This is a genomic window from Variovorax sp. V116, assembly GCF_041154435.1.
GTDB lineage: Bacteria > Pseudomonadota > Gammaproteobacteria > Burkholderiales > Burkholderiaceae_C > Variovorax > Variovorax paradoxus.
The window spans coordinates 304955-331711 of the sequence record NZ_AP028662.1 but is presented as its reverse complement, the minus strand read 5'-3'; the positions used below and the strand labels follow the sequence as shown (position 1 = coordinate 331711).

At 71.1% G+C, this 26757-nt stretch carries 24 protein-coding genes and 2 pseudogenes; 17 read left to right on the top strand and 9 right to left on the bottom strand.

What is annotated here, in order from left to right; translation table 11 throughout:
* Nucleotides 1–13 precede the first annotated feature (13 nt).
* The 7 genes from narJ to ACAM58_RS27565 are packed head-to-tail and all read left to right on the top strand — an operon-like array spanning nucleotide 14 to nucleotide 7452.
* Nucleotides 14–697, top strand: coding sequence for a nitrate reductase molybdenum cofactor assembly chaperone (narJ, locus tag ACAM58_RS27595; protein ID WP_018906037.1), 684 nt, complete (start codon nucleotides 14–16; stop codon nucleotides 695–697).
* Nucleotides 694–1488, top strand: a complete 795-nt coding sequence (gene narI, locus ACAM58_RS27590; RefSeq protein ID WP_049809397.1) for a respiratory nitrate reductase subunit gamma — start codon at nucleotides 694–696, stop codon at nucleotides 1486–1488. Before narJ ends, narI begins: the two co-directional genes overlap by 4 nt.
* The gene (locus ACAM58_RS27585; RefSeq protein WP_018906035.1) at nucleotides 1485–2264 is read left to right on the top strand and encodes a peptidylprolyl isomerase; all 780 of its coding nucleotides are present in this window, start codon (nucleotides 1485–1487) and stop codon (nucleotides 2262–2264) included. Before narI ends, ACAM58_RS27585 begins: the two co-directional genes overlap by 4 nt.
* Nucleotides 2265–2310: 46 nt before the next feature.
* On the top strand, nucleotides 2311–3543 hold the full coding sequence (locus ACAM58_RS27580; protein ID WP_049809398.1) for a nitronate monooxygenase family protein: 1233 nt from the start codon (nucleotides 2311–2313) through the stop codon (nucleotides 3541–3543).
* Complete coding sequence (locus tag ACAM58_RS27575) at nucleotides 3540–5945, top strand: adenosylcobalamin-dependent ribonucleoside-diphosphate reductase (RefSeq protein ID WP_018906033.1); 2406 nt, start codon at nucleotides 3540–3542, stop codon at nucleotides 5943–5945. Before ACAM58_RS27580 ends, ACAM58_RS27575 begins: the two co-directional genes overlap by 4 nt.
* Nucleotides 5942–6580 (top strand): nitroreductase, encoded by a 639-nt coding sequence (locus tag ACAM58_RS27570; RefSeq protein ID WP_018906032.1) that lies wholly within the window; start codon nucleotides 5942–5944, stop codon nucleotides 6578–6580. The genes ACAM58_RS27575 and ACAM58_RS27570 overlap by 4 nt, the downstream gene beginning before the upstream one ends.
* Nucleotides 6571–7452, top strand: coding sequence for an acyltransferase (locus ACAM58_RS27565; protein WP_369664973.1), 882 nt, complete (start codon nucleotides 6571–6573; stop codon nucleotides 7450–7452). The genes ACAM58_RS27570 and ACAM58_RS27565 overlap by 10 nt, the downstream gene beginning before the upstream one ends.
* A 12-nt stretch (nucleotides 7453–7464) precedes the next feature.
* Here ACAM58_RS27565 and ACAM58_RS27560 read toward each other — a convergent pair whose 3' ends face one another.
* A complete protein-coding gene (locus ACAM58_RS27560; RefSeq protein ID WP_026284170.1) occupies nucleotides 7465–7887 on the bottom strand; it encodes a hypothetical protein in 423 nt (140 codons plus the stop codon).
* Nucleotides 7888–8016: 129 nt separating this feature from the next.
* Here ACAM58_RS27560 and ACAM58_RS27555 point away from each other — a divergent pair, with 129 nt between their 5' ends.
* Genes ACAM58_RS27555 through ACAM58_RS27530 form a run of 6 tightly spaced genes read left to right on the top strand, consistent with a single transcriptional unit; the run spans nucleotide 8017 to nucleotide 13829 of the window.
* The gene (locus ACAM58_RS27555) at nucleotides 8017–8307 is read left to right on the top strand and encodes a DUF2249 domain-containing protein (protein ID WP_018906029.1); all 291 of its coding nucleotides are present in this window, start codon (nucleotides 8017–8019) and stop codon (nucleotides 8305–8307) included.
* Nucleotides 8308–8345: 38 nt separating this feature from the next.
* On the top strand, nucleotides 8346–10649 hold the full coding sequence (locus ACAM58_RS27550; RefSeq protein ID WP_020610603.1) for a nitric-oxide reductase large subunit: 2304 nt from the start codon (nucleotides 8346–8348) through the stop codon (nucleotides 10647–10649).
* An 18-nt stretch (nucleotides 10650–10667) separates the two neighbouring features.
* Entirely contained in the window at nucleotides 10668–11135 is a 468-nt protein-coding gene (locus ACAM58_RS27545) for an Rrf2 family transcriptional regulator (protein WP_018906027.1), read from the top strand.
* Complete coding sequence (locus tag ACAM58_RS27540) at nucleotides 11132–11476, top strand: metal-sulfur cluster assembly factor (protein ID WP_018906026.1); 345 nt, start codon at nucleotides 11132–11134, stop codon at nucleotides 11474–11476. The genes ACAM58_RS27545 and ACAM58_RS27540 overlap by 4 nt, the downstream gene beginning before the upstream one ends.
* A gap of 50 nt (nucleotides 11477–11526) precedes the next feature.
* Nucleotides 11527–12630, top strand: a complete 1104-nt coding sequence (locus tag ACAM58_RS27535; protein WP_369664972.1) for a hypothetical protein — start codon at nucleotides 11527–11529, stop codon at nucleotides 12628–12630.
* 2 nt (nucleotides 12631–12632) lie between these two features.
* Nucleotides 12633–13829 (top strand): NnrS family protein, encoded by a 1197-nt coding sequence (locus tag ACAM58_RS27530; protein ID WP_018906024.1) that lies wholly within the window; start codon nucleotides 12633–12635, stop codon nucleotides 13827–13829.
* Between the two features lie 43 nt (nucleotides 13830–13872).
* On the opposite strand, the gene ACAM58_RS27525 is transcribed toward ACAM58_RS27530, so the two are convergent.
* The 7 genes from ACAM58_RS27525 to ACAM58_RS27495 all read right to left on the bottom strand — a co-directional run bounded on the left by ACAM58_RS27525 (nucleotide 13873) and on the right by ACAM58_RS27495 (nucleotide 21988).
* On the bottom strand, nucleotides 13873–15384 hold the full coding sequence (locus ACAM58_RS27525; RefSeq protein WP_018906023.1) for a bifunctional aminoglycoside phosphotransferase/ATP-binding protein: 1512 nt from the start codon (nucleotides 15382–15384) through the stop codon (nucleotides 13873–13875).
* A 16-nt stretch (nucleotides 15385–15400) separates the two neighbouring features.
* A complete protein-coding gene (locus tag ACAM58_RS27520) occupies nucleotides 15401–17893 on the bottom strand; it encodes a cation-translocating P-type ATPase (RefSeq protein ID WP_018906022.1) in 2493 nt (830 codons plus the stop codon).
* 62 nt (nucleotides 17894–17955) lie between these two features.
* On the bottom strand, nucleotides 17956–18801 hold the full coding sequence (locus ACAM58_RS27515; protein WP_018906021.1) for a universal stress protein: 846 nt from the start codon (nucleotides 18799–18801) through the stop codon (nucleotides 17956–17958).
* 118 nt (nucleotides 18802–18919) lie between these two features.
* Entirely contained in the window at nucleotides 18920–19837 is a 918-nt protein-coding gene (locus ACAM58_RS27510) for an ABC transporter permease (RefSeq protein WP_230537901.1), read from the bottom strand.
* Between the two features lie 79 nt (nucleotides 19838–19916).
* Complete coding sequence (locus ACAM58_RS27505; protein WP_018906018.1) at nucleotides 19917–20753, bottom strand: universal stress protein; 837 nt, start codon at nucleotides 20751–20753, stop codon at nucleotides 19917–19919.
* On the bottom strand, nucleotides 20750–21148 hold the full coding sequence (locus ACAM58_RS27500; protein ID WP_018906017.1) for a hypothetical protein: 399 nt from the start codon (nucleotides 21146–21148) through the stop codon (nucleotides 20750–20752). Before ACAM58_RS27500 ends, ACAM58_RS27505 begins: the two co-directional genes overlap by 4 nt.
* 15 nt (nucleotides 21149–21163) lie before the next feature.
* Nucleotides 21164–21988, bottom strand: coding sequence for a universal stress protein (locus tag ACAM58_RS27495; protein WP_018906016.1), 825 nt, complete (start codon nucleotides 21986–21988; stop codon nucleotides 21164–21166).
* 318 nt (nucleotides 21989–22306) lie between these two features.
* Here ACAM58_RS27495 and mgtA point away from each other — a divergent pair, with 318 nt between their 5' ends.
* Nucleotides 22307–24802, top strand: coding sequence for a magnesium-translocating P-type ATPase (mgtA, locus tag ACAM58_RS27490; protein WP_369665100.1), 2496 nt, complete (start codon nucleotides 22307–22309; stop codon nucleotides 24800–24802).
* A 103-nt stretch (nucleotides 24803–24905) separates the two neighbouring features.
* A pseudogene (locus ACAM58_RS27485) lies at nucleotides 24906–24986 on the top strand (universal stress protein); the annotation flags it as partial.
* A gap of 47 nt (nucleotides 24987–25033) precedes the next feature.
* Here ACAM58_RS27485 and ACAM58_RS27480 read toward each other — a convergent pair.
* Nucleotides 25034–25141: pseudogene (locus ACAM58_RS27480) on the bottom strand (universal stress protein); the annotation flags it as partial.
* 140 nt (nucleotides 25142–25281) lie between these two features.
* On the opposite strand from ACAM58_RS27480, the gene ACAM58_RS27475 reads away from it, so the two are divergent.
* Nucleotides 25282–25797, top strand: a complete 516-nt coding sequence (locus ACAM58_RS27475; RefSeq protein WP_018906013.1) for a universal stress protein — start codon at nucleotides 25282–25284, stop codon at nucleotides 25795–25797.
* A complete protein-coding gene (locus ACAM58_RS27470; protein ID WP_018906012.1) occupies nucleotides 25794–26690 on the top strand; it encodes a ribose-phosphate diphosphokinase in 897 nt (298 codons plus the stop codon). The genes ACAM58_RS27475 and ACAM58_RS27470 overlap by 4 nt, the downstream gene beginning before the upstream one ends.
* Nucleotides 26691–26757 lie beyond the last annotated feature (67 nt).

Genomic DNA, 26757 nt, shown 5'->3' with positions numbered 1-26757 from the left:
CGGGAGCGAAACGATGAAAACCCAACGCCACACCCTTCGCGCGCTCGCCCTCCTGCTCGGCTATCCCGATGCGAAGGCGCGCGCACTCATGCCGCAGCTGGCCGATGCGATCGACGCCGAAGCGGCGCTGTCGCCGGCGCGCCGCAAGGAGCTGCGGGCACTGGCCCGCGCGCTGGTCTCGGTCGATCCGATCGAGGCCGAGACGCAGTTCGTCGAACTGTTCGACCGCGGCCGCAGCACCTCGCTGCACCTGTTCGAGCATGTGCACGGCGACTCGCGCGAGCGCGGCCCGGCCATGATCGACCTGGTCCAGACCTACGAGAAGTCGGGGCTGCTGCTCGGCCCCCATGAAGCGCCCGACCACCTGTGCGTGCTGCTCGAGTTCGCCTCCACGCAGCCGCCGGCGGTGGCACGTGCCTTCCTCGGCGAGATGGCGCACATCCTCGCGTCCATCTTCAGCGCGCTGCGCAAGCGCGAGAGTGCCTATGCGAGCGTGCTGGCGGCGGTCATCGAACTGGCCGGCCACAAGGCCGAAGCGGTGGCGGTGGCCGATGACCAGCCGATCGACGAGAGCTGGGCCGAGCCCATCGTCTTCGACGGCTGCAGCACGCAGGGCCAGGCCCGGCCCGGCGCTGCGCAGCCCATCCACATCGTTCGCAAGGCGGCCGCGCCCGCCGCCCGTGGAGCCCGCATATGAACGCCCTCGACAATTTCATCTTCGGCATCTATCCGTACATCTGCCTGAGCGTCTTCTTCATCGGCAGCCTGATCCGGTTCGACCGCGACCAGTACACCTGGAAGAGCGACTCCTCGCAGCTGCTGCGTGCCGGCCAGCTGCGCTGGGGCAGCAACCTGTTCCACGTGGGCGTGCTGTTCCTGTTCTTCGGCCACAGCGTCGGCATGCTGACGCCGCACTTCCTGTACGAGCCCTTCATCGGCGCCGGCAGCAAGCAGCTGATGGCGATGATCTCGGGCGGCGTGGCCGGCCTGCTGGGCTTTGCCGGCGTCACGATCCTGCTGCACCGGCGGCTCGGCGACGAGCGCATCCGCGTCAACTCCAAGGCCAGCGACATCGTGCTGCTGGTGCTGCTGTGGCTGCAGCTGGCGCTCGGCCTGGCGACCATTCCGCTGTCGGCGCAGCATCTGGACGGCAGCATGATGGTGCTGCTGGCCGAATGGGCGCAGCGCATCGTCACCTTCCGCGGCGGCGCGGTGGAACTGCTGGACGGCGCAAGCTGGGTTTTCAAGGCCCACATGTTCCTCGGCATGTCGATCTTCCTGATCTTCCCGTTCACGCGGCTGGTGCATGTCTGGAGCGGCTTCGCGACGGTGGGCTATGTCTTGCGGCCCTACCAGGTGGTGCGCAGCCGCCGTGCGCTGGCACCGCGCAAGCCGGCATCGGCGGCCGCCCCGAGCGCCGCGCCCCATGCGCCGCCCAAGGCCGTGCCAAGCGGCGCCGCAGCCAGGTCGACGGGGGTGGCCCGGTGAGCGCCGGCGAATGCGCGGCGGTCAACGGCGTCGCGCTGCACCTGCCGGGCGAACGTCCGGACGAATACAGCCTGCGCGAACTCGCCTGGGCCGAGCTGCTGCGGCAGGCCGCCGTTGCGCGCGGCCTGCTGCCGCCTTCGGATGCACTCCTTGCGCCGCGCCTGGGCACGGCCGAGCAGGCGGTGATCCAGCAGATGCTCGACGAGGAGATCGAGGTGCCCGCGGCCAGCGAGGACGAATGCCGCCGCTACTACGCGGCGCGCAGCGCGCACTTCGCCATCGGCCGCCGCGTGCATGCACGCCACATCCTGTTTGCGGTGACGGACGGCATCAACGTGGCGGCGCTGGCCGCGCGCGCCGAGCAGGCCCTGCTCGAGCTGCGCCACAGGGAGGCCGCGCCCGGCCGCTTTGCCAAGCTCGCGCGGACCTTGTCCAACTGCCCGAGCGGCGCCGACGGCGGCGACCTCGGCTGGATCGGCCCGGACGATTGCGCCGACGAGCTCACGGCCGAGCTGTTCCACAACACCGAACGGCTCGACGCGCTGGGCCTGCATCCGCGGCTGGTCCACAGCCGCTACGGCTTCCACATCGTCGAGGTGCTCGCGCGCGATGCGGGGCGGCAGCAATCCTTCGAAGAGGTGGGCTCGCGCATCGCGGTGCAGCTCGCCCAGCAGTCGCGCGCCAAGGCGCTGCACCAGTACATGCAGCTGCTGGCCGGCCGCGCCGAGCTGCGCGGCCTCGCGCTCGAAGGGGCGGACTCCCCGCTGGTGCAGTGAACCGCCACGGCCGGCACCGGCCCCTATCAATCTGATGTGGAACATGATGGATCGATCCTCTGACGAAACAGCAGTCGCCCTGCAAGCGCTTTCGCGCGATGCGGGCTTGCGCAACTGGCGCCTCAAGGGTGTCGAACGCCTTCCTGTCATCCAGGGCGGCATGGGTGTCGGCGTGTCGGCCGGCCGGCTCGCCGGCACCGTCGCCGGGCTGGGCGGCATGGGCACGATCTCGGCCGTCGACCTGCGCCGGCTGCATCCCGACCTGATGGCCCGCACGGCCCACCTGAACGCCGAGCCGGACGCCGGGCAGCGCATCGACGCCGCCAACCTCGAGGCGCTGGGCCGCGAGATCGCGCGGGCCCGCGAGCTCTCCGGCGGGCGCGGCCTGGTCGCCGTGAACGTGATGAAGGCGCTGACCGCCTACGAGGCCTACCTGCGCCACGCCATGGCCTGCGGCATCGACGCATTGGTGGTGGGCGCGGGCCTGCCGCTGGACCTGCCCGAGCTCGCGCGCGACCATCCCGAGGTGGCGCTGATCCCCATCCTTTCGGATGCGCGCGGCGTGCAGCTGGTGGTGCGCAAATGGGAGAAGAAGGGGCGCCTGCCCGACGCCATCGTGATCGAGCATCCCCGGCTCGCGGGCGGCCACCTGGGCGCCTCCAAGGTCGCCGACCTGCAGGACCCGCGCTTCGACTTCGACGTCGCCATTCCGCAGGTGCTCGAATTCTTCAAGACGGCCGGCATCGAGGGGCGCATTCCGCTGATTGCGGCCGGCGGCATTGGCAGCCTCGAGGACATCCGGCGCCTGCAGGGCATCGGCGCCGCGGCGGTGCAGCTGGGCACCGCGTTCGCGGTGACCGCCGAATGCGATGCGCACCCGGCCTTCAAGCAGGTGCTGGCCGACGCCCAGCCCGCCGACATCGTCGAGTTCGTCAGCACGGCGGGCCTGCCCGCGCGCGCGGTGCGCACGCCGTGGCTCGACAAGTACCTGCGGCTGGAGGAGCGGCTGCAGCACAAGGCGCACAAGAAGGAGAGCTGCACCATGCGCTTCGACTGCCTGGCGCACTGCGGCCTGCGCGACGGCACCCCGAGCTGGGGCCAGTTCTGCATCGACAAGACACTGGGGCACGCACTGGAAGGCCACCTCGACCGCGGCCTGTTCTTCCGCGGCGCAGGGACGCTGCCCTTCGGCAGCGAGATCCGCCCCGTGCGCGACCTGATGCGTTGGCTGCTCGGCGGCATCCGCCCGGCCGGCCTCGCCGGGGAGGCCGCGGCATGAAGCGCGAAGACGCCAGCAACATGGAGCCGCTGCCCGTGCAGCCCATCAGCCGCGACGTGCTGCGCGAAAAATACCTGAAGCCCGGCGAAGCCGATGCCGAGGCCCTGTTCGCGCGCGTCGCGCGTGCGCTGGCCTCGGTCGAAGCCGAGGAAGAACGTGCGCCATGGGAGGCGCGCTTCCTCGCCAACCTGCGCGCCGGCGCAATCGGCGCCGGCCGCATCATGAGCGCCGCGGGCACCGAGCTGGAGGCCACGCTGATCAACTGCTTCGTGCAGCCGGTGGGCGACTGCATCCAGGGCCAGGACGCCGGTGGCTACGCCGGCATCTACGAGGCGCTGCGCGAAGCCGCCGAGACCATGCGCCGCGGCGGCGGCGTCGGCTACGATTTCTCGCGCATCCGCCCGCGCGGCGCGCAGGTGCGCACCACCGCCTCCACCGCCTCGGGCCCGTGCAGCTACATCGACGTGTTCGACCGCTCCTGCGCCACGGTGGAGAGCGCGGGCGCGCGCCGCGGCGCGCAGATGGGCGTGCTGCGCATCGACCACCCCGACGTGCTGGACTTCATCACGGCCAAGCGCACGCCGGGGCGCTGGAACAACTTCAACGTATCGGTGGCGGTGAGCGACAAGTTCATGCGTGCGCTGGCGGATGACGAGGAATGGCCGCTGGTGCACAGCGCCAGGCCCGGCGCCGAGCTGATCGCGCGCGGCGCAGCGCAGACCGCCGACGGCAGCTGGGTCTACCGGAGCCTGCCGGCGCGCGAGCTGTGGGACCTGGTGATGCGCTCGACCTACGACTTCGCCGAGCCCGGCATCCTGTTCACCGACACCATCAACAACGACAACAACCTGCGCTACTGCGAGCACATCGAGGCGACCAACCCCTGCGGCGAGCAGCCGCTGCCGCCGTACGGATGCTGCGACCTCGGGCCGATCGTGCTGACGCGCTTCGTGGACCATCCGTTCGGCATCGGCGGTGCGGCGCACTTCGATCTCGCGCGCTTCGGCGAAGCCGTGGCGCTGCAGGTGCGCGCGCTCGACAACGTGCTGGACCTCACCTTCTGGCCGCTGCCGCAGCAGCGCGCCGAGGCCATGGCCAAGCGCCGCATCGGCGTGGGCTTCACGGGCCTGGGCGACGCGCTCGCGATGCTGTGCCTGCGCTATGACCAGCCCGAGGGCCGGGCCATGGCGGTGCGCATCGCGCGCTGCCTGCGGGATGCGGCCTATGCTGCCTCGGTGGCGCTGGCGCGCGAGAAAGGCGCCTTCCCGCTGTTCGACGCCGAGCGCTACCTGGCGTGCGGCACCTTCGCGAGCCGCCTGGACCCGGCGCTGCAGGAGCAGATCCGCATGCACGGCATCCGCAACAGCCACCTGGTCTCGATCGCGCCGACGGGCACCGTGAGCCTGGCGTTCGCCGACAACGCCTCCAACGGCATCGAGCCGGCGTTCTCGTGGAGCTACCGGCGCAAGAAGCGCGAGGCCGACGGCAGCACCACCGAGTACGACGTGGAGGACCACGCCTGGCGCCTGTACCGCTTCCTCGGCGGCGACACCGACCGGCTGCCGCCGTACTTCGTCTCGGCCCTGTCGATGCCCGCAGCCGGCCACCTGGCGATGATGGAAGCGGTGCAGCCCTTCGTCGACACCGCCATCTCCAAGACGGTGAACGTGCCCGCCGACTATCCCTACGAGGACTTCAAGGAGCTCTACCAGCAGGCATGGAATGCCCGCCTCAAGGGCCTGGCCACCTACCGGCCCAACAGCATCCTGGGCGCCGTGCTGGAGGTCGCGCCAGCAGCGCAGCCGGAGGCCCGCCCCGCCGTCGACAGTGCCGCCGCCGATCCGATGCGCGCAATGATCGAGAGCCGGCCGAAGGGCGCGCTGGATGCCGTCGCCGAGAAGATCGAGTACTGGACGCAGCAGGGGCGGCAGACGCTCTACCTGGTGGTTTCGTTCCTGCCATTGGCCGACGGCCGCGAGCGGGCCGTGGAATTCTTCATGCCGGTGGGCCAGAGCGGCGAGTCGCAGCAATGGATCACCGCGAGCATGCGGCTGCTGTCGCTGGCCGCGCGCGGCGGTTTTCTCGAACGCGCACTCGCCGACATGCGCAAGGTCGCCTGGGACCGCGGGCCGGTGCGCCTGGGCCACCACCTGAAGGCCGACGGCACCCAGGTGCCGATGTGGCACGACTCCGAAGCGGGCGCCATCGCCTATGCGATCCAGCAGCTGATCGCGCGCCGCGCGGGCCAGGCGCCCGCGGCACCGGACGTGCCGGTGTCACTGGTTGCTGCCGCCGCCCCGATGGCGGGCGCCAAGTGCCCCGAATGCGGCGCCCACGCCATGATCCGCAAGGACGGCTGCGACTACTGCACGCAGTGCGGCCACCTCGGGAGCTGCGGATGAATGCGGTGGCCCATGCTGTGGCCGAGCCGCCCGCGAGCGCGCGGCAGCTGGCCGCGCTGATGGAGGCGCGCCGCACCGTGCTGCCCAAACGGCTCGGCGCACCCGGCCCCGGCCATCCCGAGTTCGCGCAGATCCTCGGCGCCGCGGCCTCGGCGCCGGACCACGGCGGCCTGGTGCCCTGGCGCTTCGTCGTCGTGCCGCCACCGCAGCGCGGGCGGCTTGCCGACGTGTTCGCGCAGGCGCTGCTGCAGCGCGACGACGCCGCCACGCCCGAGCAGCAGGGCCAGGCGCGCGAGAAGGCCTTCCGCGCGCCGCTGCTGATGCTCGCGGTCGTGCGCATGGGCCCCGGCAACGCGGAGATCCCGGCCGCCGAGCGCATCCTGTCGGCCGGATGCGCCATCCAGAACATGCTGCTGGCCGCGACCGCGCTGGACTACGGCTCGGCGCTGACCAGCGGCAAGGCGCTGCAGTCGGACGAACTGCGCGCCCTGTTCGCGCTCGGTCGGCACGACGAGCCGCTGTGCTTCGTCAGCGTGGGTTCGGTGACGGCGCCGAAGGCCGGTCCTGCGCGGCCCGCGCCCAGCCGCTACACGCGCGAACTGGGCGGCGCGCCGGAGCTTTCGCCATGCGACTGATGCCTTCCGTGCGCGGTGCGCTCAACGGGCTGCTGCTCGGCCTGAACACGCTGCTCGCGTTCACGTTGATGGTGCCGCCGGCGCTGGTGAAGCTGCTGGTGCCAGCCGACCGCGTGCGTGCCGGTTGCGACCGGGCGCTGAACGTGCTGGCCGGCGGCTGGGTCGCCGTCAACAACGCATGGATCGCCGGCGCATGCCCCACGCCATGGCAGGTCCGCGGCGTCGAGGGCCTGAACCCGCGCGGCTGGTACCTGGTGTCGAGCAACCACCAGAGCTGGGTCGACATCCTGGTGCTGCAGCGCATCTTCCACGGGCTCATTCCCTTCCTCAAGTTCTTTCTCAAGCGCGAGCTGATCTGGGTTCCGGTCATCGGGCTGGCGTGGTGGGCGCTCGACTTTCCGTTCATGAAGCGCGGCCGCGGCACCGGTCGCGGCGACCTTGCGACCACGCGGCGCTCGTGCGAGAAGTTCAAGCGCGTGCCGACGGCCGTCATCAACTTTGTCGAGGGCACGCGCTTCACCGCGGCCAAGCATGCTGCGCAGAACAGCAGCTACCGCCATCTGCTCGAGCCCCGCGCGGGCGGCCTGGGCGTGGCGCTGGCCACCATGGGCGGGCAGTTCGAGGCGATGCTCGACGTGACCATCGTCTACCCCGAAGGAACGCCGAGCTTCTGGGCGCTGCTGTGCGGCAACGTGCAGGCCGTGACAGTCGATGTGCGCCAGCGCGCCATTCCGCCTCATCTGCTGGGCACGAGCCCGTCGGGCGACAAGGCCCGCCGCGCGCACACCCGCAAGTGGATTGAAGCCCAGTGGCAGGACAAGGACCGCCTGATCCAGGAGCGGCTGGCGGCGCGCCGCGGCGTTCGAAAGTAGCCGGGGCGCGCCTCAGCCGAACCGCACCGCCCGGCCTTCGGCGTCGAGCGCGAGATAGCCGCCGAAGGCCCCGCTTCGCACGCCCTCGACCATGGCTTCGAGCGCGCTGTCGATGCGTTCGGGCGAGGGCGGCAGGCCGTTCGCGCCGGACAGCCCGGCCGCGAACACCACGCGCCAGGGCAGGCTCACGCGGCGCGATTCGGCCACCAGCGCAGCAAAGGTGCTGAGCTCCGGCAGGCTTTTCTCCACGCAGGCCACGGGCGTCAGCGCGCCGCCCTGCCCCGCCTCGAAACGTGCGCGCTGCGCGGCATCGGCGTCGCCGGGCAATTCGGCTTCGGCGAACACGAACAGCAGGCGCTGGGGCTCGGGTTGGGCCGCCGCGGCCTGCAGCAGCTGATCGAAAAGAGAGGAAGAAGAAGAAGAAGAAGAAGGCATGCCGCGAGCGTCGCCGCTGCCTTCGCTCTTGTTGTTGATGCAGATCAAGGGGCGCCGCACGCGCGTTCCTAGCATAGGTGCATCCGAAATACACCTTTCAGATCCCTTCGCTTCCACCGAGGAAAACCCATGAAATCCGCACCCTCCTCCATCGTCGATGTCCGCAGGCTCGAGCCGCGCTTTCGCCACGCGCACATCTTCTCCACCTTTGCCGCGCTCGACGTCGGCAGCGCCATCGAACTGGTGAACGACCACGATCCCCGGCCGCTGTATGCGCAGTTCCAGTCGCAGTGGCCCGACCGGTTCGCATGGAACTACCTCGAGCAGGGCCCTTGGGTCTGGCGCGTGGCCATCACCAAGGTGCCGGCTTTCGACGCGCACGCGAGCGGCGGCTGCTGCGGTGGATGCGGCGGCGCCTGAGCACCTCCACCGATCCGGATTCCCAAGAAGGAAACATCATGAGCAACAACAACCGGCTGTGGCGCTGGCTCGCTTTCATCTTCGTGCTGTCGTTCGGTGCGCTCGGCTACCTGGGCGTGCAGATCTACCTGACCGCGCCACCGATCCCGAGCGCGGTCACCAGCTCCGACGGCGAACCGATCTTCACCGGCGAGCAGATCCGGCGTGGCCAGCAGGTCTGGCTGTCGGCCGGCGGGCAGCAGCTGGGCTCGGTGTGGGGGCACGGCAGCTACGTCGCGCCCGACTGGTCCGCCGACTGGCTGCACCGCGAGGCCGTGGCGCTGCGCAACCGCCACGCCCAGGCCTTTCGCAAGGACTTCGACTCGCTGAGCCCGGCGGACCGCGGCGCGCTCGCGGCCACGGTGGTCGAGCAGATGCGGCGCAACACCTATGACGCAGCCAGCGGCGTGATCACCGTGCCGGCCGACCGGGCGCAAGCGATCCGCGAGGTGGCGGCGCACTACGACGCGCTGTTCGGCGACGACAGCTCGCTCGCCACGCTGCGCAGCCAGTACGCGATGACGCCGGGCACGCTGCCCGACCGCGCCGACCGCCAGGCGCTCACCGCCTTCTTCTTCTGGACCTCCTGGGCCGCGGCCACCGACCGGCCCGGAGAAACGGGCCTGAGCTACACCAGCAACTGGCCGCACGAGCCGCTGGTGGGCAACACCATGACCAGCTCGGCCGCGGTCTGGTCGATGGTCAGCATCTGCCTGCTGCTGGCGGCCATTGCGGCCATGCTGTGGCTGCACGGCAGCCAGCGGCACGAGGCCGAGGCGCAGCCGCCCCAGGCGGACCCGCTGCTGGGCGCCGTGGCCACGCCCTCGATGAAGGCCACGCGCAAGTACTTCTTCGCGGTGATCGGCCTCATGCTGCTGCAGATCGCGATGGGCATCGTCACGGCGCACTACGCGGTCGAGGGCGATTCGTTCTTCGGCCTTCCGCTGGCCAAGCTGCTGCCCTACGTGGTGAGCCGCACGGTGCACACGCAGATCGGCATCTTCTGGATCGCCACCGCGTGGCTGGCCACGGGCCTGTACATCGCGCCGCTGCTGTCCGGCCGCGAGCCCAGGCTGCAGAAGCTCGGGGTCGACGTGCTGTTCTGGGCACTGATCGCCATCGTGGTCGGCTCGACGCTGACGGGCTGGCTCGGCACGCTGCAGCACCGCGGCGTCGACTTCAGCTTCTGGCTCGGCAACCAGGGCCTCGAATACACCAGCATGGGCCGCGTCTGGCAGGTGCTGCTGTTCGTGGGCCTGCTGTTCTGGGTGTTCCTGCTGGGCCGTGCGCTCTGGCCCGCGCTGGTCAAGCCTTCGGCATCGCGCGGGCTGATCGCGATGGTGTTCCTGTCGGCCACCTGCATCGGCGGCTTCTATTCGACCTCGCTGGTGTGGGGACAGCACACGCACTACTCGATGATCGAGTACTGGCGCTGGTGGCTGGTGCACCTCTGGGTGGAGGGCTTCTTCGAGGTGTTCGCCACCGCCGTGGTCGCGCTGATCTTCACGCGCCTGGGCCTGGTGCGCACCGAGAGCGCCAACCGCGCCATCATCGCCGAGACCATCGTGTTCCTGTTCGGCGGCATCCTGGGCACGCTGCACCACCTCTACTTCACCGGCACGCCGACCTCGGTGATCGCCGTGGGCGCGGTGTTCTCGGCGCTCGAAGTGGTGCCGCTGACGCTGATCGGCCTGGAGGCCCTGCAGACATGGCGCCGTTCGCAAGCCATGCCCTGGCTCGGCGCCTACAAGTGGATCGTCATGTGCTTCGTGGCCGTCGGCTTCTGGAACACGATTGGCGCCGGCGTTCTCGGCTTCGCGATCAATCCGCCGGCCTCGCTCTACTACGTGCAGGGGCTCAACATGACGGCCGCGCACGGCCATGCCGCGCTCTTCGGCGTCTACGGCATGCTGGGCATCGGGCTGATGCTGTTCTGTTTGCGCGGTCTGTACGACCGCCAGCTGCATGCCGACCGGCTGCTCAGGCCGGCGTTCTGGAGCCTCAACATCGGCCTGGCGATGATGGTGTTCCTGTCGCTGCTGCCCGCGGGCATCTACCAGGCCTGGGCCAGCGTCACGCAGGGGCTGTGGTTCGCGCGCTCGGCCGAGCTCGTGCACTCCCGCGTGATGGAGGCGCTGGTGTGGATGCGGGTGCCTGGCGACATCGTCTTTGCCGTGGGCGCGGTGCTGCTCGCGGCCTATGCGCTGCGGCTGCTGCGCCGTCCGGCGGTGCAGGCTGCGCCGCAGGCCCGGCCGCACGCCAAGGGCCTTGCCGTCCAGGCGGGCCATGTGGCCGAGCAGTGACGCGGCGCGATCGAAGCCATGAAGCTCACCGCCTTCACCGACTACAGCCTGCGCGTGCTGATCTACCTGGCCGCGCAGCCCGGGCGCCGCGCCACCATCAGCGAGATCGCCGCCTCCTTTGCGGTGTCCGAGCATCACCTGACGAAGGTGGTGCACTTCCTGGGCAAGGAGGGATGGCTGGCCAACGTCCGCGGCAAGGGCGGCGGCCTGGCGCTCGCAAAGCCGCCCGAGGCGATCAACATCGGCGACGTGGTACAGCGCACCGAGGGCGGCGCCCTCGTGGAGTGCTTTGGAGAAGGCGGCGGCGCCTGCCGCATCACGGGCCTGTGCCGCCTGCAGGGCATCCTGGGCGAAGCGGTGGCGGCGTTCCATGCGGTGCTGCAGCGCTACACGCTGGCCGACCTCGTGCGCAACCGCGAGGCGCTGGCCACGGTGTTCCTGGCAGGCCGCATCGGCGCGGCGCACGCCGAACGGGAGGCAGCGTGAGTTCGCCGGCGGACACGGCCGCCTTCCCGTACGACGGGCCCGAGCCGCTGCGCGAGCCGCTCGCAGCAGCGCTCGCGCGCGTGGTCGATCCGGAAATCTCGATGAACATCGTCGACGTGGGCCTGGTCTACGGCGTCACGGTGGATGCCACCGTGGCGCATGTGCGGCTCACGATGACCTCCGCGGCCTGCCCGGTGATCGATCTCATCATGGACGAGGCGGAAGCCGAGCTCGACAAGGTGGTGCCACCCGAGCTCCAGATCCGCGTCGAGCTGGTGTGGGAGCCGCCCTGGGGCCCGGAGCGCATGAGTGCCGGCGCCAGGCGGTTCATGGGATGGTAGGCGCTGCAAGCCCCGCCGCCCGCACGGGACGGCCAGCAAGGACATCGCCGGTGCACGGCCGGGTTCTTGCGCGTGCGCTGTTCGGCGCGCTGGCGGGCGCGTCGCTGGCGGGTGGCATTGCGGGCGGGCTCTGGCGGCTCGGCGTCGCGGTGCCGGACCCGCATTCCTTCGCCTGGACCGGCCAGGTGCTGCTGGTGCATGCCGCACTGATGATCTGCGGCTTCCTGGGCACCGTGGTCGGCATCGAGCGCGCCGTGGCCGTCAAGCATCGCTGGGCATTCGCGGCGCCGCTGGCATCGGGCACCGGCGCGCTGTGCCTGGCCTTCGGGCAGCAGGCCGCCGGCGCGTGGCTCGAAGTGGCGGCAGCGGTGTTCTTCCTGGCGGCCAGCGCGGTGGTGGTGCGGCGCCAGCGCGCGGCGCACACGCTGCTGCTCGCGGCCGGCGCGGCGGCGTGGGTGGCCGGCAACCTGTTGTTCGCACTCGGCCGCGACGGCGGCGCCGTGTTCCCGTGGTGGTTCGCCTTCCTGGTCATGACGATCGCGGCCGAACGGCTCGAGATGACGCGGCTCATGCGCCGGCGTCCCGCGGCCAGCCTGACGCTGCAGGCGGTGCTGGTGCTGCTGCTGGCCGGCGCCGCATGGTCGGGCACGGCCCCGCGCGCCGGCGGACTCGCCTACGGCACGGCGCTCGCGCTGCTGGCCGTGTGGCTTGCGGTGTTCGACATCGCGCGGCGCACGGTGGCCATGCACGGCATCAGCCGCTACATGGCGGTCTGCCTGCTGGGCGGCTATGCCTGGCTCGGCGTCGCCGGCGCGGCCTGGGCCGCGGCCGCGCTCGGAGGGCCCACGCGCGACATCGCGCTGCACGCGCTGGGCCTGGGCTTCGTCGTCAGCATGGTGATGGGGCATGCGCCGGTCGTGCTGCCGGCCATCGCACGCATCAAGCTGCGCTTCGGCGCCTTCTTCTACCTGCCGCTGGCCGCGCTGCACCTGTCGCTTGTCGTGCGGCTGGTGCTGGGGAGCTTCAGCGATCCGCTGCGCGCCGCCGGCGCTTCGCTCAATGCGGCCGCGATCGTTTTCTTTGCCGTCACCGTGGCCGGCGCGGCCATCGCGTGGCGCATCCAACATGGCGCCGAGGGCGCCCGAAAGGCCTGACCGTGGCATCCTTCATTCCGCTCGAACCTGCACAGCCCCCTTCCACCCGGGCGCCGGCCTTTGCGCTGTGGCAGCTCGGCTTCCGGCCCTTCTACCTGCTGGCCAGCGGCTTCGCGGCGCTGTCCATCGCGCTGTGGGCGATGCAGTTCGCGGGCTGGCTGCCCGGCGCCTACCTGCAGGGGCCGATGTGGCATGCGCACGAGATGCTGTTCGGCTTCGCGCTGGCGGTGATCGTCGGATTCCTTTTCACCGCGGGGCGCAACTGGTCGGGGCAGCCCACGCCCACGGGGCTGCCGCTGGCGGCGCTGGCACTGCTCTGGGTGGCGGGCCGCGTGCTCGTGCTCACGCCTTTTGCGTGGACAGCCGCCGTGGCCAACGCGGCGTTTCCGCTCGCCTGCGCGCTGGCGCTGGCGCGCCCGCTGGTGGCCGCGCGCAACCGGCGCAACTACTTCTTCGTCGGCTTGCTGCTGCTGCTCTCGGGCGCCGCATTCGCCTTTCACCTGTCGGCGCTCGGCGTGATCGAGGTGCCGGCGTGGCTGGGCATCCAGGTGGCGCTGGACGTGCTGCTGTTCATCATGGCCGTGATGGCGGGCCGGGTGGTGCCGATGTTCACCAACAACGGCATCTCGGGCGCGGGCGCCACGCGAAACGCCCTGGTCGAGAAGGCCGCGCTGGGGCTGGTGCTCGCGCTGCTGCTGGCTGATGCCACGGGCCTGCCACCGGTCGCCGGAGCGGCGCTCGCCTTGGCGGCGGCGCTCGCGCATCTGGTGCGCTGGCTGCTCTGGCGGCCCTGGAAGGCGCCGGCCAACACGCTGGTGCTGGTGCTGCACGTGGCCTACGCATGGATTCCGGTGCACCTCGCGCTGCGGGCGCTCGCGCTGCACGGCGCGGTGCCGGCATCGCTCGCCACCCATGCGCTGACCGTGGGCGCCGCGGGCGGACTCATCATCGGCATGATGGTGCGCACGGCGCGCGGCCACACCGGCCGGGTGCTGCGCGCCGACCAGGTCGACACGGCCTGCTTCGTGCTGGTGCTGCTCGCTGCGCTAGTGCGGATTCTCGTGCCGCTGGCCACACCGGCGCACACGGTCGCCGCGGTGCTTTGTTCCGCCGCATTCTGGAGCCTGGGCTTCGGCCTCTACGCGGTGCGCTATTGGCCGGTGCTGACGCGGGCCCGGGCGGACGGCAAGCCCGGCTGAGCGCCCCCTGCACGCAGGAGCCTTGCGCTTCGGCCAGCGGAGATCAAGTCTTCGCGCGCCAGCGCGCCTCGAGCGCCGCGATGTCCACTGCGTCCTCGGTGAAGACCTCGATAGCCAGCGTGCGCTCGTCGGCTTCCAGGGGCTCGTGCACTGCGAGCTGGCGCGCCAGCACCTCCAGGCTGGCCTCCGACGCGTCCGTGCCCGCGGCTCCGCGTTCGGCCACGCGGCGGCGCAGCACCGCTTCGGCGGCACGGCAGTCCAGGATCGCGAAAGGCAGGCCGAGCTCGGCCGCCAGCACCTGGAAGCTGCGCCGCTCGGCGCTGCGCAGGAAGGCCGCATCCACGATCACCGGATACCCTGCCAGCAACGCGTCGCGCGCGCAGGCCCGCAAGCGCTCGAAGGTCCGCCGCGTGGCCTCCGCGCCGTAGATGGCCAGGCCCCGCTCGGCGGAGCGGGCGAGCGGATCGAGGCCGAACAGGCGCTTGCGCTCCACGTCGGAACGGATGCGCACCGCGCCCGCAGCGCACAGCAGCAGCGAGGCGATGCTCGATTTGCCGGAGCCCGAGAACCCGTGCGTGATCAGCAGGCGAGCGCGCCCCCGCGGGCCGTGCGCCAATTGCGCGGCGCAGGCCAGGTAGTCGGGCTTCGATGCGGCCTGCGGCCCCAGGCCCGCGGCCATGGCCCGCACCAGCGCCCGGTACACCTCGTAGAAGCCGAGCACCTGCAGGCCCGCATGGTCGCCGCTGTGCTGCAGCCACGCATCCAGGAAGCGGAACGCGAGGTCGGCGCGGCCGTGGGCCTTCAGGTCCATGGTGAGGAATGCGATGTCGCTCATCACGTCGATCCGGCGCATCATGGGGTCGAACTCGATGCAATCGAAGGCGGTGAGTTCGCCGTCCACCAGGACGACATTGGCCATGTGCAGGTCGCCGTGGCATTCGCGCACCGCGCCACTCTGCTGGCGCGCGATCCAGGCCATGTGCAGCGCCTGCGCGCGTTCGCGGATCCATGCGGACAGGGTCGCGAGACAGCTGTCGCTGCGTTGCACGAGCAGCTGGCTCACGACATCGACGGCCGCACGAACGATGGCGTCCGGCGCGCCGAATGCGGACGGCGGCACCACGCGCTCGGCCGCACCCTGCAGCGCCGCCACCCGCCACGCGAAGCCGTCGAGCCAGGCCGGCTCCAACCGGCCTGCCATCAGCAGGTTGCGCAAGAGCGACGACTCCGGAAAGCGCCGCATGCGGACCACGTGGTCGATCGGCACGCCGTCGCCGCCGAGCCGCGGCGCCTCGCGCGCGCCGCACACCGGCACCACGTCCAGGTACAGCGAGGGCGCGAAGCGCCGGTTGAGGCGCAGTTCTTCCTCGCAGAAATGCTTGCGCGCCGCGATGCTTGCGAAGTCGACGAAGGGAAAGCGCACGGGCTTCTTGAGCTTGTAGGCGTGCGTTGCCGTCAGCAGCACCCACGAGATGTGCGTCTCGACCAGCTCGACGCGCGCGCCGGTTTCCCGCTGCAGTGATTCGCGCAGCGCCTGCACCAGTGTCGTGTCCATCTGTCCTGTTTCCGATTCAATGGCGATGAGAATCAACGAAAAGGCGCCACGCCGCCCAACTGGCCGGCAGCGCGGCCCACAGGGCCCAGTGCGGCGGCAGGGTCGCCAGGCCGAACCGTGCGCCGACGCCCGGCACACCGGTCAGCAGGACCCAGACCACGCAGACGCCCACCAGCAGCGCATGGAACACCGCGTTGGCGTGCGTGCGCCCGAAGCCTGCCCCCCGGAACCACACCAGCAGCAACAGGTTGCCGAGCACGATCGAGCCCAGGCTCGCCAGGCGCAGCACCTCCGGCGAAGCGCCGCGCTCGCGGCACACCCATTGCACCAGCGCCACGCCGGCAAACGCAAGCCCGCCGAGCGCCAGCGCGTGGCCGGCCGAGCCCAGCGAGAACAGCGTGTCCTCCTTGCGGCGCGGCGGCACGTCCATGCTGTCGTCCGGCGCGGGCTCGGCCTCGAAGACCAGGGAACAGGCCGGGTCGATCAGCAGCTCGAGCAGCACCACGTGCAGCGGCAGCAGCAGCACCGGCCCGCCCAGCACGACCGGGATCAGCGCCACGCCGACGATGGGCACGTGCACCGCGAAGAGATAGCCCAGGGCCTTGCGCAGGTTGGTGAAGATGCGCCGGCCGGCGCGCACAGCGTCGACCAGCGAGGTGAAGTTGTCGTCCGTCAGCACCAGCGAGGCGGCCTCGCGCGCCACGTCCGTGCCGCGCTGGCCCATCGCGACGCCGATGTCGGCCGCCTTGAGCGCGGGCGCGTCGTTGACGCCGTCGCCCGTCATCGCGACGACCTCGCCGCACTGCTGCAGGGCCTGCACGATGCGCAGCTTCTGCGCCGGGTCGACCCGCGCGAACACCTGCACCTCGCGCACGCAATCCCGCAGCGCTTCGTCGTCCATGGCGGCGAGCGCCGCACCGGTCATCACATGCGCCGCGGCGCCATCGACGAGCCCGGCCTGCCGCGCGATCGAACGCGCCGTGAGGGCGGCATCGCCGGTGATCATCACCACGCGCACGCCCGCGTGCCGGCACGCCTGCACGGCAGCGGGCACTTCGTCGCGCAAGGGATCCATGAAGCCGAGCAGGCCCAGCGGCGTGAGCCGAAGGCCCTCGGGCAGCGCGGCGTCGTCGCCGGGCGCGGCAGCGCGGCCCTCGGCCACCGCGAGCACACGCAGGCCGGCGGCGCTCCAGCGGTCGGCCGCCTCGCGCAACCGTTGCGCCAGCGCCGGATCGGCGCCGCAAAGACCGAGCACGGCCTCCGCCGCGCCCTTGACCGCCACGGCCTCGCCGGGCACGCCGGGCGCGTGCCAGCAATGCACCACGTAGGGCGAGCCCTCGCGGATCCCCCGGCGCACGCCGGGCGCCCAGGCCGGATCGGGGCGCAGGCCCGCAGCCTCGGCGGCCGCGCGCACCGCCCGGTCCATCGGTTCGACGCCCTCCGCGTTGCTGGCGCGGACCGCGGCCTGCAGCAGGCGATGGAAGCGCTGCGCCGCCGCCTCGCCCGCTTCGTGCAACTCGCATTCGCCGGCACCGTCGTGCAGGGCCGCCAGCGCCATGCGGTTTCGCGTCAGCGTGCCGGTCTTGTCCACGCACAGCACGGTGATGGTGCCGAGCGCCTCGATGGCCTGGGGCTGGCGGGTGAGCACGTTCGACTTGGCAAGACGCCAGCCGCCGAGCGCCAGCATCACGCTCCAGACGACGGCGAACTCCTCGGGGATCAGCGACATCGCCAGCGTCAGCCCGACCAGCAGGCCCTGGGTCCACGAGCCCTCCCGCAGCGCGAACACGGTGGCCGCGGCCAGGCAGGTGAAGGCCGCGAGCCAAGCCACCCGCCGCACCAGTTGCTGCAGTTCGTCCTGCAGCCGGCTGGCGCGCGGCGCGAGCTGCGCGATGGACCGGTGGATGGCGCCCAGCGCGGTGTGGGCGCCCGTGCCCGTCACCTCGGCCACGCCGTCGCCGCGCACCACCAGGCTGCCCGCGAGGAGCACGTCCGCCCGGCCCTCGCTGCCGCCCGGGCCACCGGCACGCTTGGCCAGCGGCATCGACTCGCCAGTGAGCAAGGATTCGTCGACCTGCAGCCCGACGGCCTCGACCAGCCGCGCGTCGGCGGACAGGCGGTCGCCTTCGTTCACCAGCAGGCAGTCGCCGCGCACCAGTTCGCGGCTCGCGATCCGGACGGGACGCCCCTGCCGCACGACGGTGCAGCGCGGACTGGACAGGTCCTTGAGCGCTTCCAGGACCCGCTCGGTACGCTGCTCCTGGTAGATCGACAGTCCGCCCACCAGCAGCACGGACACCGCGAGCATGCCGGCCTCGCTCAAGTCGCCGAGCAGGGCATAGAGCGCTGCGGCGGCCAGCAGCAGCATGAACATCGGCTGCGTCAGCGCGCCCCAGGCGATGCGGGTCAGGCCCTTGCGGGAAACGGAGGGCAGGACATTCGGGCCGTCGCGGCGCAAGCGCCGTGCGGCCTCGGCGTCGGCCAGGCCCGGGGGCGGGTTGTCGCGCACGGGGATCTTTTTTGGGTTGCGTGGGAGCGGGCCTGCCGTGCCGGCGCGCGCCCGCGGCCGGCTCAGTGCACCATCAGGACCGGCACGGCCATCCGCGCGAGGATCCGCCGCGTGACGCCGCCCAGCACCCGCTCGCGCAAGCGCGAATGGCCATATCCCCCCATCACGAGCAGGTCGGCGCCCAGCTCCGCGGTGCGCGACAGCAGCGCATCGGCAATGTCGATCTCGGTTACCTCGCGCTGCGCACTCGCGCGCACGCCATGCCTGAGAAGGAACTGGAGCATTTCTGGAACGAGGAGCCGCCGCTCGTCGTCCGCACCGCCCGGATGGCTGCAGGAGATCAGCGTCACGCGCGCTGCGCGCCGCAGCGCCGGCAGGCCCGCATGGATGGCGATCGCGGATTCCCGCGAACCGTCCCAGGCGACCGCGACATTCTTCGCGGATGCGTTGAAGTTCCCGGCGCACGGCACGATCAGCAGCGGGCGCCCGGCTTCCACCAGCACCTGCGGCACCAGGCCGCGTGCCGTGGCGTCCGCCGCATCCGAGCCGTCGCCGTCCTGTCCGAGCACCAGGAGATCGCTCGCGCGGCCGTGCCGGACCAGGGCATCGACCGCCCCTCCGTCAGCCAGGCAAACCTCGTACGACAGCGGGCCCGACTCGTGGATGCCCTCCCTGAATTCCCGAGCGACGGCCTCGGCCCGCAGCCGCAGGCGGCTGGCCGCATCGGCGATGTAGTCGGTCATGCCCACGGCGACGGTCCCGGCCGGGACCACGCCGCCATGCAAGCCCGTGGGAACCAGTCCGACCAGGTGGCTTTCATGGGCCTTGGCCCACTGGGCCGCCAGTGCGGCACGCGCCGCGCTGCGGCCGGAGCGGTCCAGGTGAACGAGGATGGTTCTGAAGTTCATGAGGCAGCCTGCTCGGTGATGCGCGCGCCCCGGCGCGGGATGTGGGCGGTGCACGAATCTTCGGGCGCGCACCGCTCGGGCGGCTTGATGCCGATCAAGCCAGCGCGGCGGGGATTCTTCAGGCCATCAGGCTGATGGTCTTGCGAAATCGCGCCAATGCGGCTGCGAACATCACGCAGCCGAAGGCCGCGAGCATGGCGAACTGCGGCCACACGACACCGATGCCTGCACCGCGGAAAAGTATGGCCTGGCCGGCCGACACGAAGTGCGTCGTCGGCGCCGCGAGCCTCACCTCCTGGACAAACGAGGGCATGCTCTCGCGCGGCGTGCTGCCTCCGGAGAGCATCTGCAGCGGCACCAGCACGAGCACCAGCAGCATTCCGAACTGCGGCATCGACCTGGCCACGGTGGCCATGAAGATGCCCATCGAAGTCGTCGCGAACAGATGCAAGGCGGTGGCCGCCATGAACAGCGCGATCGAGCCCTCCACGGGCACCCGCAGCGCGCCGCGCACCACCACCGCCAGCGCGACGCCAACCGCCACCATCACGACCAGCCCCATCGACCAGATCTTCGCCAGCACGATCTCGGCCGGTGTGACGGGCATGACCAGCAGGTGCTCGATGGTCCCGTGCTCGCGCTCCCGGATCAGGGCGGCGCCGGTCAGGATGATCGAGAGCATGGTCACGTTGTTGATGAGCTCGGAAAGCGAGCCGAACCACGCCGCCTCGAGGTTCGGATTGAAGCGCATGCGCATCGCAAGCTCCGCCGGCAGCACGGGATCGCCGCGAAAGCGCTGCGCGAACTCGGCGACTTCCGCCGCCACCATCTGCTGGATGTAGGCGCTGCCGGTGAAGGCTTGGCTCATGGGCGTGGCGTCCACGTTCAGCTGCGCCGCCGGCGCGCGGCCGGCCAGCACGTCGGCCTGGAACCCTGGCGGTATGTCGAGCACGAAGGTCTGCCGGCCGCTGTCCATCGCCACGCGCAGCGCGGCCACGGCTGCGGCGGACGCGTCCGCCCGGACGGTCGAGGCCATGAAGCATGCGCCGCGCACCGCGGGCACCGACAGGAAGCAGGCCACGCTGCTCGGCCGCATCTGGCGGGCCGGCTTCGCTTCAATGGGCCATGAGGACGGGGATGGGAGTGCGCGCAAGAACGTCGTGCGTGACGCCGCCCAGGAGCCGCTCTCGCGACCGGGCGTGCCCAAAGCCCCCCATCACGATCAGGTCGGCCTTCCGCGCCGAAGCGTGGGCCAGCAGGGCATCGCCGGTTCTCCCGGCCACCGCACTGCAATCGAAAGCGGCCCGGATGCCGTGCCGCAGGAGCCAGCCGTCCAATTCGCCGGCAGAAGGTGTGCCGGCCGAGTCGGCGCCGCCGTCTTCCCGCATCGACACCACGGTGACGGTGTTCGCCGCGCGCAACAGCGGCAGCGCGCCCGACACCGAGAGCGCCGCCTCCCTGCCGCCATCCCAGGCCACCAGGATCCGGCTCAAAGCACCTTCGAAACGCCCCGCACGCGGCACGATGAGAACGGCCCGCCCCGCATGCAGCATGATCTCTTCGGGCAGCTGCCGGGCCCGGGCGTCCACCGCCGCCTGCCGGTCTGCCTGTCCGACGACGACCAGGTCGCTCGCGTGGCCATGGGCCAGCACGGCCTCCACCGGGTCGCCATCCGCCAGCCGGATTTCGCAGGGCAGCGGGCCCGTCTCGCGCAGCCGGCAGCGAAACACGTGCGCCACGGCCTCGGCCCGCCGGCGCTGGTACAGCGCGGCCGCAGCCACCAGGGAGACGGCGTCCCCCGTTTGTGCGAACGCCGCCTCGGATGGCACACCCGTGGGCACGAGGCCGAGCAGATGGCTGCCGTGCTGCCTTGCCAGCCGGACCGCGAGCAAGGTGCGGGCCTCGCACCGCTCGGTGTGGTCGAGGTGCACGGCGATGGTCGAGAGCGTCATGGCTTCTTTCGGGAGGGCGTGGCCGCGAGCGCGGCGTTCAGCGTGCGCAGTGCGTCGGCCACCACGGCGCGCCGGGACGCCGACGCGGCGACCACGTGCGGCGCCGCGGCCGTCGTCGGACCGATCGCCGGCCGGTCGAATGCACAAGCCGCCGAGGCGTGTGGCGCCGCGGAGCACCAACACGCATTCATCGGCAGCGTGGCCCGGAACTGCCAGCCCCCGGCCCGGGCGATCGCGTCGGTCTGGGCACGGGTCTCGGCCGCGCTGTCGCGCAGCGCGTGGGATCCGAGCGCCAGGCACTGTGCCCCCGCCGTCTCCAGCATTTCGAGCGTGTGCAGCCAGATGCTCCACTGCGCCTTGCAAAGCGCCAAGGGAAAGGTGAATTCGGTGCTCATGGCGATGGGTCCCGCTCAGTGCGACATCAGCACGGGCAGCGTCATCGACTGCAGGATCGACTGCGTGGCGCCGCCGAGCACCCATTCGCGCGCCCGGCCGTGGCCGTAGCAGCCCATGACCAGCAGGTCCGCGCTCAGGTCGGCCGAGAAGGAAAGCAGCCTGCTGCCGGCACTCTCGTCGTCGCCGCCGCCGGGGTGCAGCTCGAGGTTCCGGACCCCCTGCACCCGCAGATAGTTCTGCAGCTCCTGCAAGGAGGCCTGCGCGTCCTCGCCGTAGGCCACGGCATGCACGCGCGACGCCGTGCGCAGCCACGGCAGCGCCGCGCTCACCGCGCGCGCGGCCTCGCACGTTTCCTTCCACGCCACCAGCACGGTGCGCCCGATGGGGCCGATCGGCCCCGCATACGGCAGCACCAGCGCCGGCCGGCCGCTCTGCACCAGCAGGCTGGGCAGGAAGTCGCCGGGGAGTTCGCCCTGCATCGGGCCGTTCCTGTCGCGCTGGCCCAGGATCATCAGGTCGGCATAGAGCGCGCGCCGGGCGAATCCCAGGGGGCCGTCGCTCTGCGGCTCGGCCCAGCGCAGGCGCCGCAAGCCCGCGCTGTTCGCCATGAAGGCGGCGTACATCCTGTCGCGCGCCCCCTTGTCGATCTCCTGCATGATCGCGACGGCTTCCCCCGCGGCCTCCATGGCGAACGGATAGCGAACGAGCGCGGACAGGGTGCACGGCTGGCCGGTGACTTCGGCCTCGAAGGCCTCGGCCAGTTCGCCGGCCACCTTGATGCGCTCCGCCGTGCGCGCCGAGCTGTCGAGGTGAAGCAGGATGGATTTCGGGGTCTGCATGAAGGCTCCTGGAGCTTGCGCAATGCGATGGGCCGACCTTAGGCCGCCCCGCCCGCGCGGCCTTGCGCTGGATCAACCGCCCGCGAGCTTGCGCACCGCGGCGCCCGATGCTTGATCGGGCGCAAGGCCGTTGCGCGCAGGCATGCCTAGTCTTGGGCCTTGTCCAGCTTCGATGGAAGAATGTTCCGCGTCGCCAGCCCGGCGTTGCGACGACATCCGGTTGCAGTGACCCTCCCTTCGCACGCCAGCCCCGACGCCTCCGTTCCCGAGCCATGGTGGCGCGGCGCGGGCGCGGGCGCCACCTGGGGCCTGTCGCAGCTGCAGGCCGACGAGGCGCGAGCGCGCTGGGGCCCGAACAGCTTCGAGCCGCAGGCGAAGCGCTCGCTGGCACTGCAGTTCCTCGCCCGCCTGCGCAATCCGCTGGTGCTCGTGCTGCTGGCCGCCAGCACGATCTCGGCGGCCACCGGCGACATCGCCAACGCCGGGATCATCGTGCTGCTGGTGCTGCTGAGCGTGACGCTCGACTTCGTGCAGGAGCACCGCGCCAGCAGCGCCGCCGAGAAGCTGCGCGCTTCGGTGGCGCTGCGCGCGCGCGTGCTGCGCGACGGCGCCGTGCGGGAGATTCCGGTGACCGAGGTGATGCCGGGCGACCTGATGCTGCTGTCGGCGGGCGATCGGGTGCCGGCGGACGGCCTGGTGCTGGAGGCGCGCGACTTCTTCGTCAACCAGAGCCTGCTGACCGGCGAGTCCTACCCCGTGGAGAAGCACCCGGGCGCACCCGGGGGCCGCGCCGCCGAGCTGCAGGACGCGCTCAACGCGGTGTTCATGGGCAGCACGGTGATCAGCGGCAGCGCGCGCGTCGGCGTCATGGCCACCGGCTCGCACACCGCGCTCGGCGAGGTGGCGAGCAGCCTCCAGGCCGAGCCGCCGCCCACCGCATTCGAGATCGGCATGCACCGCTTCGGCATGATGATCATGCGGATGACCCTGCTGCTGGTGCTGTTCGTGCTGCTGGTCAACGTGATCCTGCATCGGCCGCTGCTCGACGCCTTTCTGTTCGCGGTGGCGCTCGCCGTCGGGCTCACGCCCGAGCTGCTGCCGATGGTGGTGTCGGTCACGCTCTCGCGCGGCGCCATGCGCCTTGCCTCGCGCCGCGTCATCGTCAAGCGCCTGGCCTCGATCCAGAACCTCGGCGCGATGGATGTGCTGTGCACCGACAAGACCGGCACCCTGACCGAAGCGCGTATCAGCCTCGCCCGATGCGCCGATGCGGACGGCCGCGACAGCGCACGGGTGCTGATGCTGGCCCACCTCAACAGCACTTTCGAAAGCGGCCTGAAAAGCCCGCTCGACGAGGCGGTGCTGGCGCACCCGATGGACACCGCGGCCTGGAAGAAGATCGACGAGGTGCCCTTCGACTTCGAGCGCCGGCGTGTCTCGGTGCTGCTCGACCGGGGCGATGCGCGCTGGCTGGTGGCGAAGGGCGCGCCAGACGACGTGCTGGCCCTGTGCAGCCGCTTCGAGCGCGACGAAGGCCGGTCGCTGGCGCCGCTGGACGCGGCCGCCCTGGTACAGCTGCGCGAGCGCTGCCATGCGCTCGAACGCCAGGGCCTGCGCGTGCTGGGCGTGGCCTGGCGCGACGTGCCCGCGGACCATCCGCATGCCGACGTGCGCGACGAGAGCGCGCTGGTGTTCGCCGGCTTCGCGGCCTTCATCGATCCGCCCAAGGCCGGCGCGGGCGAAGCCATGGCCGCGCTGGCCAAGAGCGGCGTCCACGTGAAGATCGTGAGCGGCGACAGCGAGCTGGTGACCCAGCACCTGTGCACCCTGCTGCGCATTCCCGTGGCGGGCGTGCTGACCGGGCAGGAAATCTCGGCCATGGACGAAACCGCGCTGCGCGCCCGCGTGGGCCGCACCACCCTGTTCTGCCGCGTCAACCCGGCGCAGAAGAACCGGATCATCCTGGCGCTCAGGGCGCGCGGCCATGTGGTCGGCTACCTGGGCGACGGCATCAACGACGCCCCTGCGCTGCGCTCGGCCGACGTGGGTCTGACCGTGGACAGCGCGGTCGACGTGGCGCGGGAGGTGGCCGACATCGTCATGCTCGACCACGACCTTGCGGTGCTGCACGAGGGCGTGCTCGAAGGGCGGCGCACCTTCGGCAATGTCATGAAGTACATCATGATGGGCACGAGCTCCAACTTCGGGAACATGCTGAGCATGGCGGGCGCCTCGCTGCTGCTGCCCTTCCTGCCGATGCTGCCGGCGCAGATCCTGCTCAACAACGTGCTCTACGACCTGTCGCAGGCGGCCATTCCGCTCGACCGCGTGGACGCCGCCGACCTGCACCGGCCCCGCACCCTCGACATGAAGTTCATCCGGCGCTACATGTGGCTGTTCGGTGCGATCAGCTCGGCCTTCGATGCACTGACCTTCTGGCTGCTGATCCATGTGCTGCACGCACAGGCGCCGCTGTTCCGTACCGCCTGGTTCGTCGAGTCGCTGGCCACGCAGGTGCTGGTGATCTTCGTGATCCGCACGCGAGGCAAGCCCTGGGCCAGCCGGCCCGGCGCGGCGCTTTCGCTGGCATCGCTTTTCGTCGTGGGGGCCGCGCTGCTGCTGCCTTTTTCGCCGCTTGCCAGGTTCTTCCACTTCGAGCCGCCGCCCGCGATCTTCTTCGCCTGGCTGGCCGGCATGCTGGTGGCGTACCTGGCGCTCGCGGAGATGGCCAAGCGATTCTTCTACGCCCGGCTGGCGGCCGCCGCGCCTTCGAGGACGCGCGGGCATCCGCCCCGCCGCAAGGCACGGGCCTGATCCATCCCGCTGCGATGCAGCCGCTTCAGCGCTTCTTGATGTGAATCAACGTGCGCGGCCGCGGCTTGCCTAAGCTCGCGGCAGACACGCTCGGAGACCTCTCATGTTCAAACGCATCCTGGTCGCCACCGACGGTTCCGCGCTTTCGAAGAAGGCCGTCACGAGTGCCATCGCGCTCACCGCCCAGACTGCGGCGCCTCAACCCCGGTGCGGCAGCGGGAGAACCGCATGGAGCACGGTGTAGTCGTGACCGGAGCCCAGCGTCTCCTGGTGGGTGGCCAGGTAGCCGAGCATTCTCCGCGTGTAGTCGCTGCCGTCCACTGCAAGCAGAATCTTCATGGCGTCTCCTTCCGTTCGAAATGCGGGAGGGCCTGATGTTCGCCGCGGCGCTGTCGACCTGCCTTGCGCCACCTCAAGGCGAGGGGCGCCGTCCTTCGGATACTGACGGTCTTTTCAACCCGCAATCCGAGGAGTCCGCCATGTACCAGCGAATTCTTGTTCCCATCGACGGCAGCCCGACGGCGCGGCGCGGACTGGACGAGGCCATCCGCCTCGCGAAGCTGACGCAAGGACGGCTACGGGTGTTTCATGCGATCGACGACCTCTCGTTCGCGCTTGCCGTGGATGCCTATGGCTACGCCGGGGATTTGCTGAAGGTGCTGCGCGAGAACGGCGATCGCCTCCTTGAGGAAGCCAGGGACTCGGCAAAGACGGCCGGCATCGGGGTCGAGACGGTGCTGTGCGACAGGCGGTCCGGACCGGTTCATGAACTGGTCGCCCAGGAAGCCGCCACGTGGCCTGCGGCCCTGATCGTGCTCGGCACGCACGGCCGCCGAGGCGTCGGGCGCGCGATCATGGGCAGCTGTGCGGAACACATCCTGCGCTACGCGCCCGTGCCGGTCCTGCTCGTGCGTGCGCCGGAAGCCCAATCGAAGCCCGAGGCGGAGAAGCCGTTGCGCGTGCATCTGCCGACGGGAGCCCTGGCCTTCGAATGACCGCGCCCGGCGTCGTGATCGCGATGCCCGGGAACGAACAGCTCGCCGAAGAGCTGGCGATCCGCCTCGGGCTGGAACGCGGCGTCGCCACGGTGCGGCGCTTTCCCGATGGCGAGTCCTACGTGCGCATCGAGTCGCCGGTCGATGGCCGGGGGACGATCATCGTCTGCACGCTCGACCGGCCTGACGACAAGCTCGTGCCGCTGTTCCTGCTGGCGGCGGCGCTGCGGGAAGCCGGCGCGCGGTCGGTCGGCCTGGTCGCGCCGTACCTGGCCTACATGCGGCAGGACCGTCGCTTCCAGCCCGGCGAGACGATCAGCGCCCACCATGTGGGCGCATGGATCTCGCAGTGCGCCGACTGGCTGCTGACGGTCGATCCCCACCTGCACCGGATCACCGACCTGTCCCAGGTCTGCAGCGTTCCGGCGCACGCCGTCCATGCCGCGCAGAGCATGGCGCAGTGGATTCGAGAGCATGTGCGCGACCCCCTGCTGATCGGTCCCGACGAGGAAAGCGCCCAATGGGTCGGCGCCGTGGCGCAGCATGCCCTTGCCCCCTTCGTCGTGCTGCGCAAGACGCGCCGAGGCGACCGCGATGTCGAGGTCCCGCTGCCGGACGTCGAGCGCTGGCGCTCGCGCACGCCGGTGCTGGTGGACGACATCGTCTCGACCGCCCGCACCATGATCGAGACGGTCGGCCATCTGCGCCAGGCGGGGCTCGCCGCCCCTGTGTGCGTGGCGGTGCATGCGGTGTTCGCGCAGACCGCATTCGAGGACCTGCGCGCGGCCGGTGCGGGCGAGATCGTCAGCTGCGACACCATCCGCCACCCGTCCAACCGGATCCCGCTCGCCGCGGCCATTGCCGCGGGCGTCCGCACGCTGCTGCCCGCCTGAGGGCTCGGATGCGTCCGATGCAGTCTGGAACCTCGAATCCTTGATCTGCCTCAACACCGGACAGGCT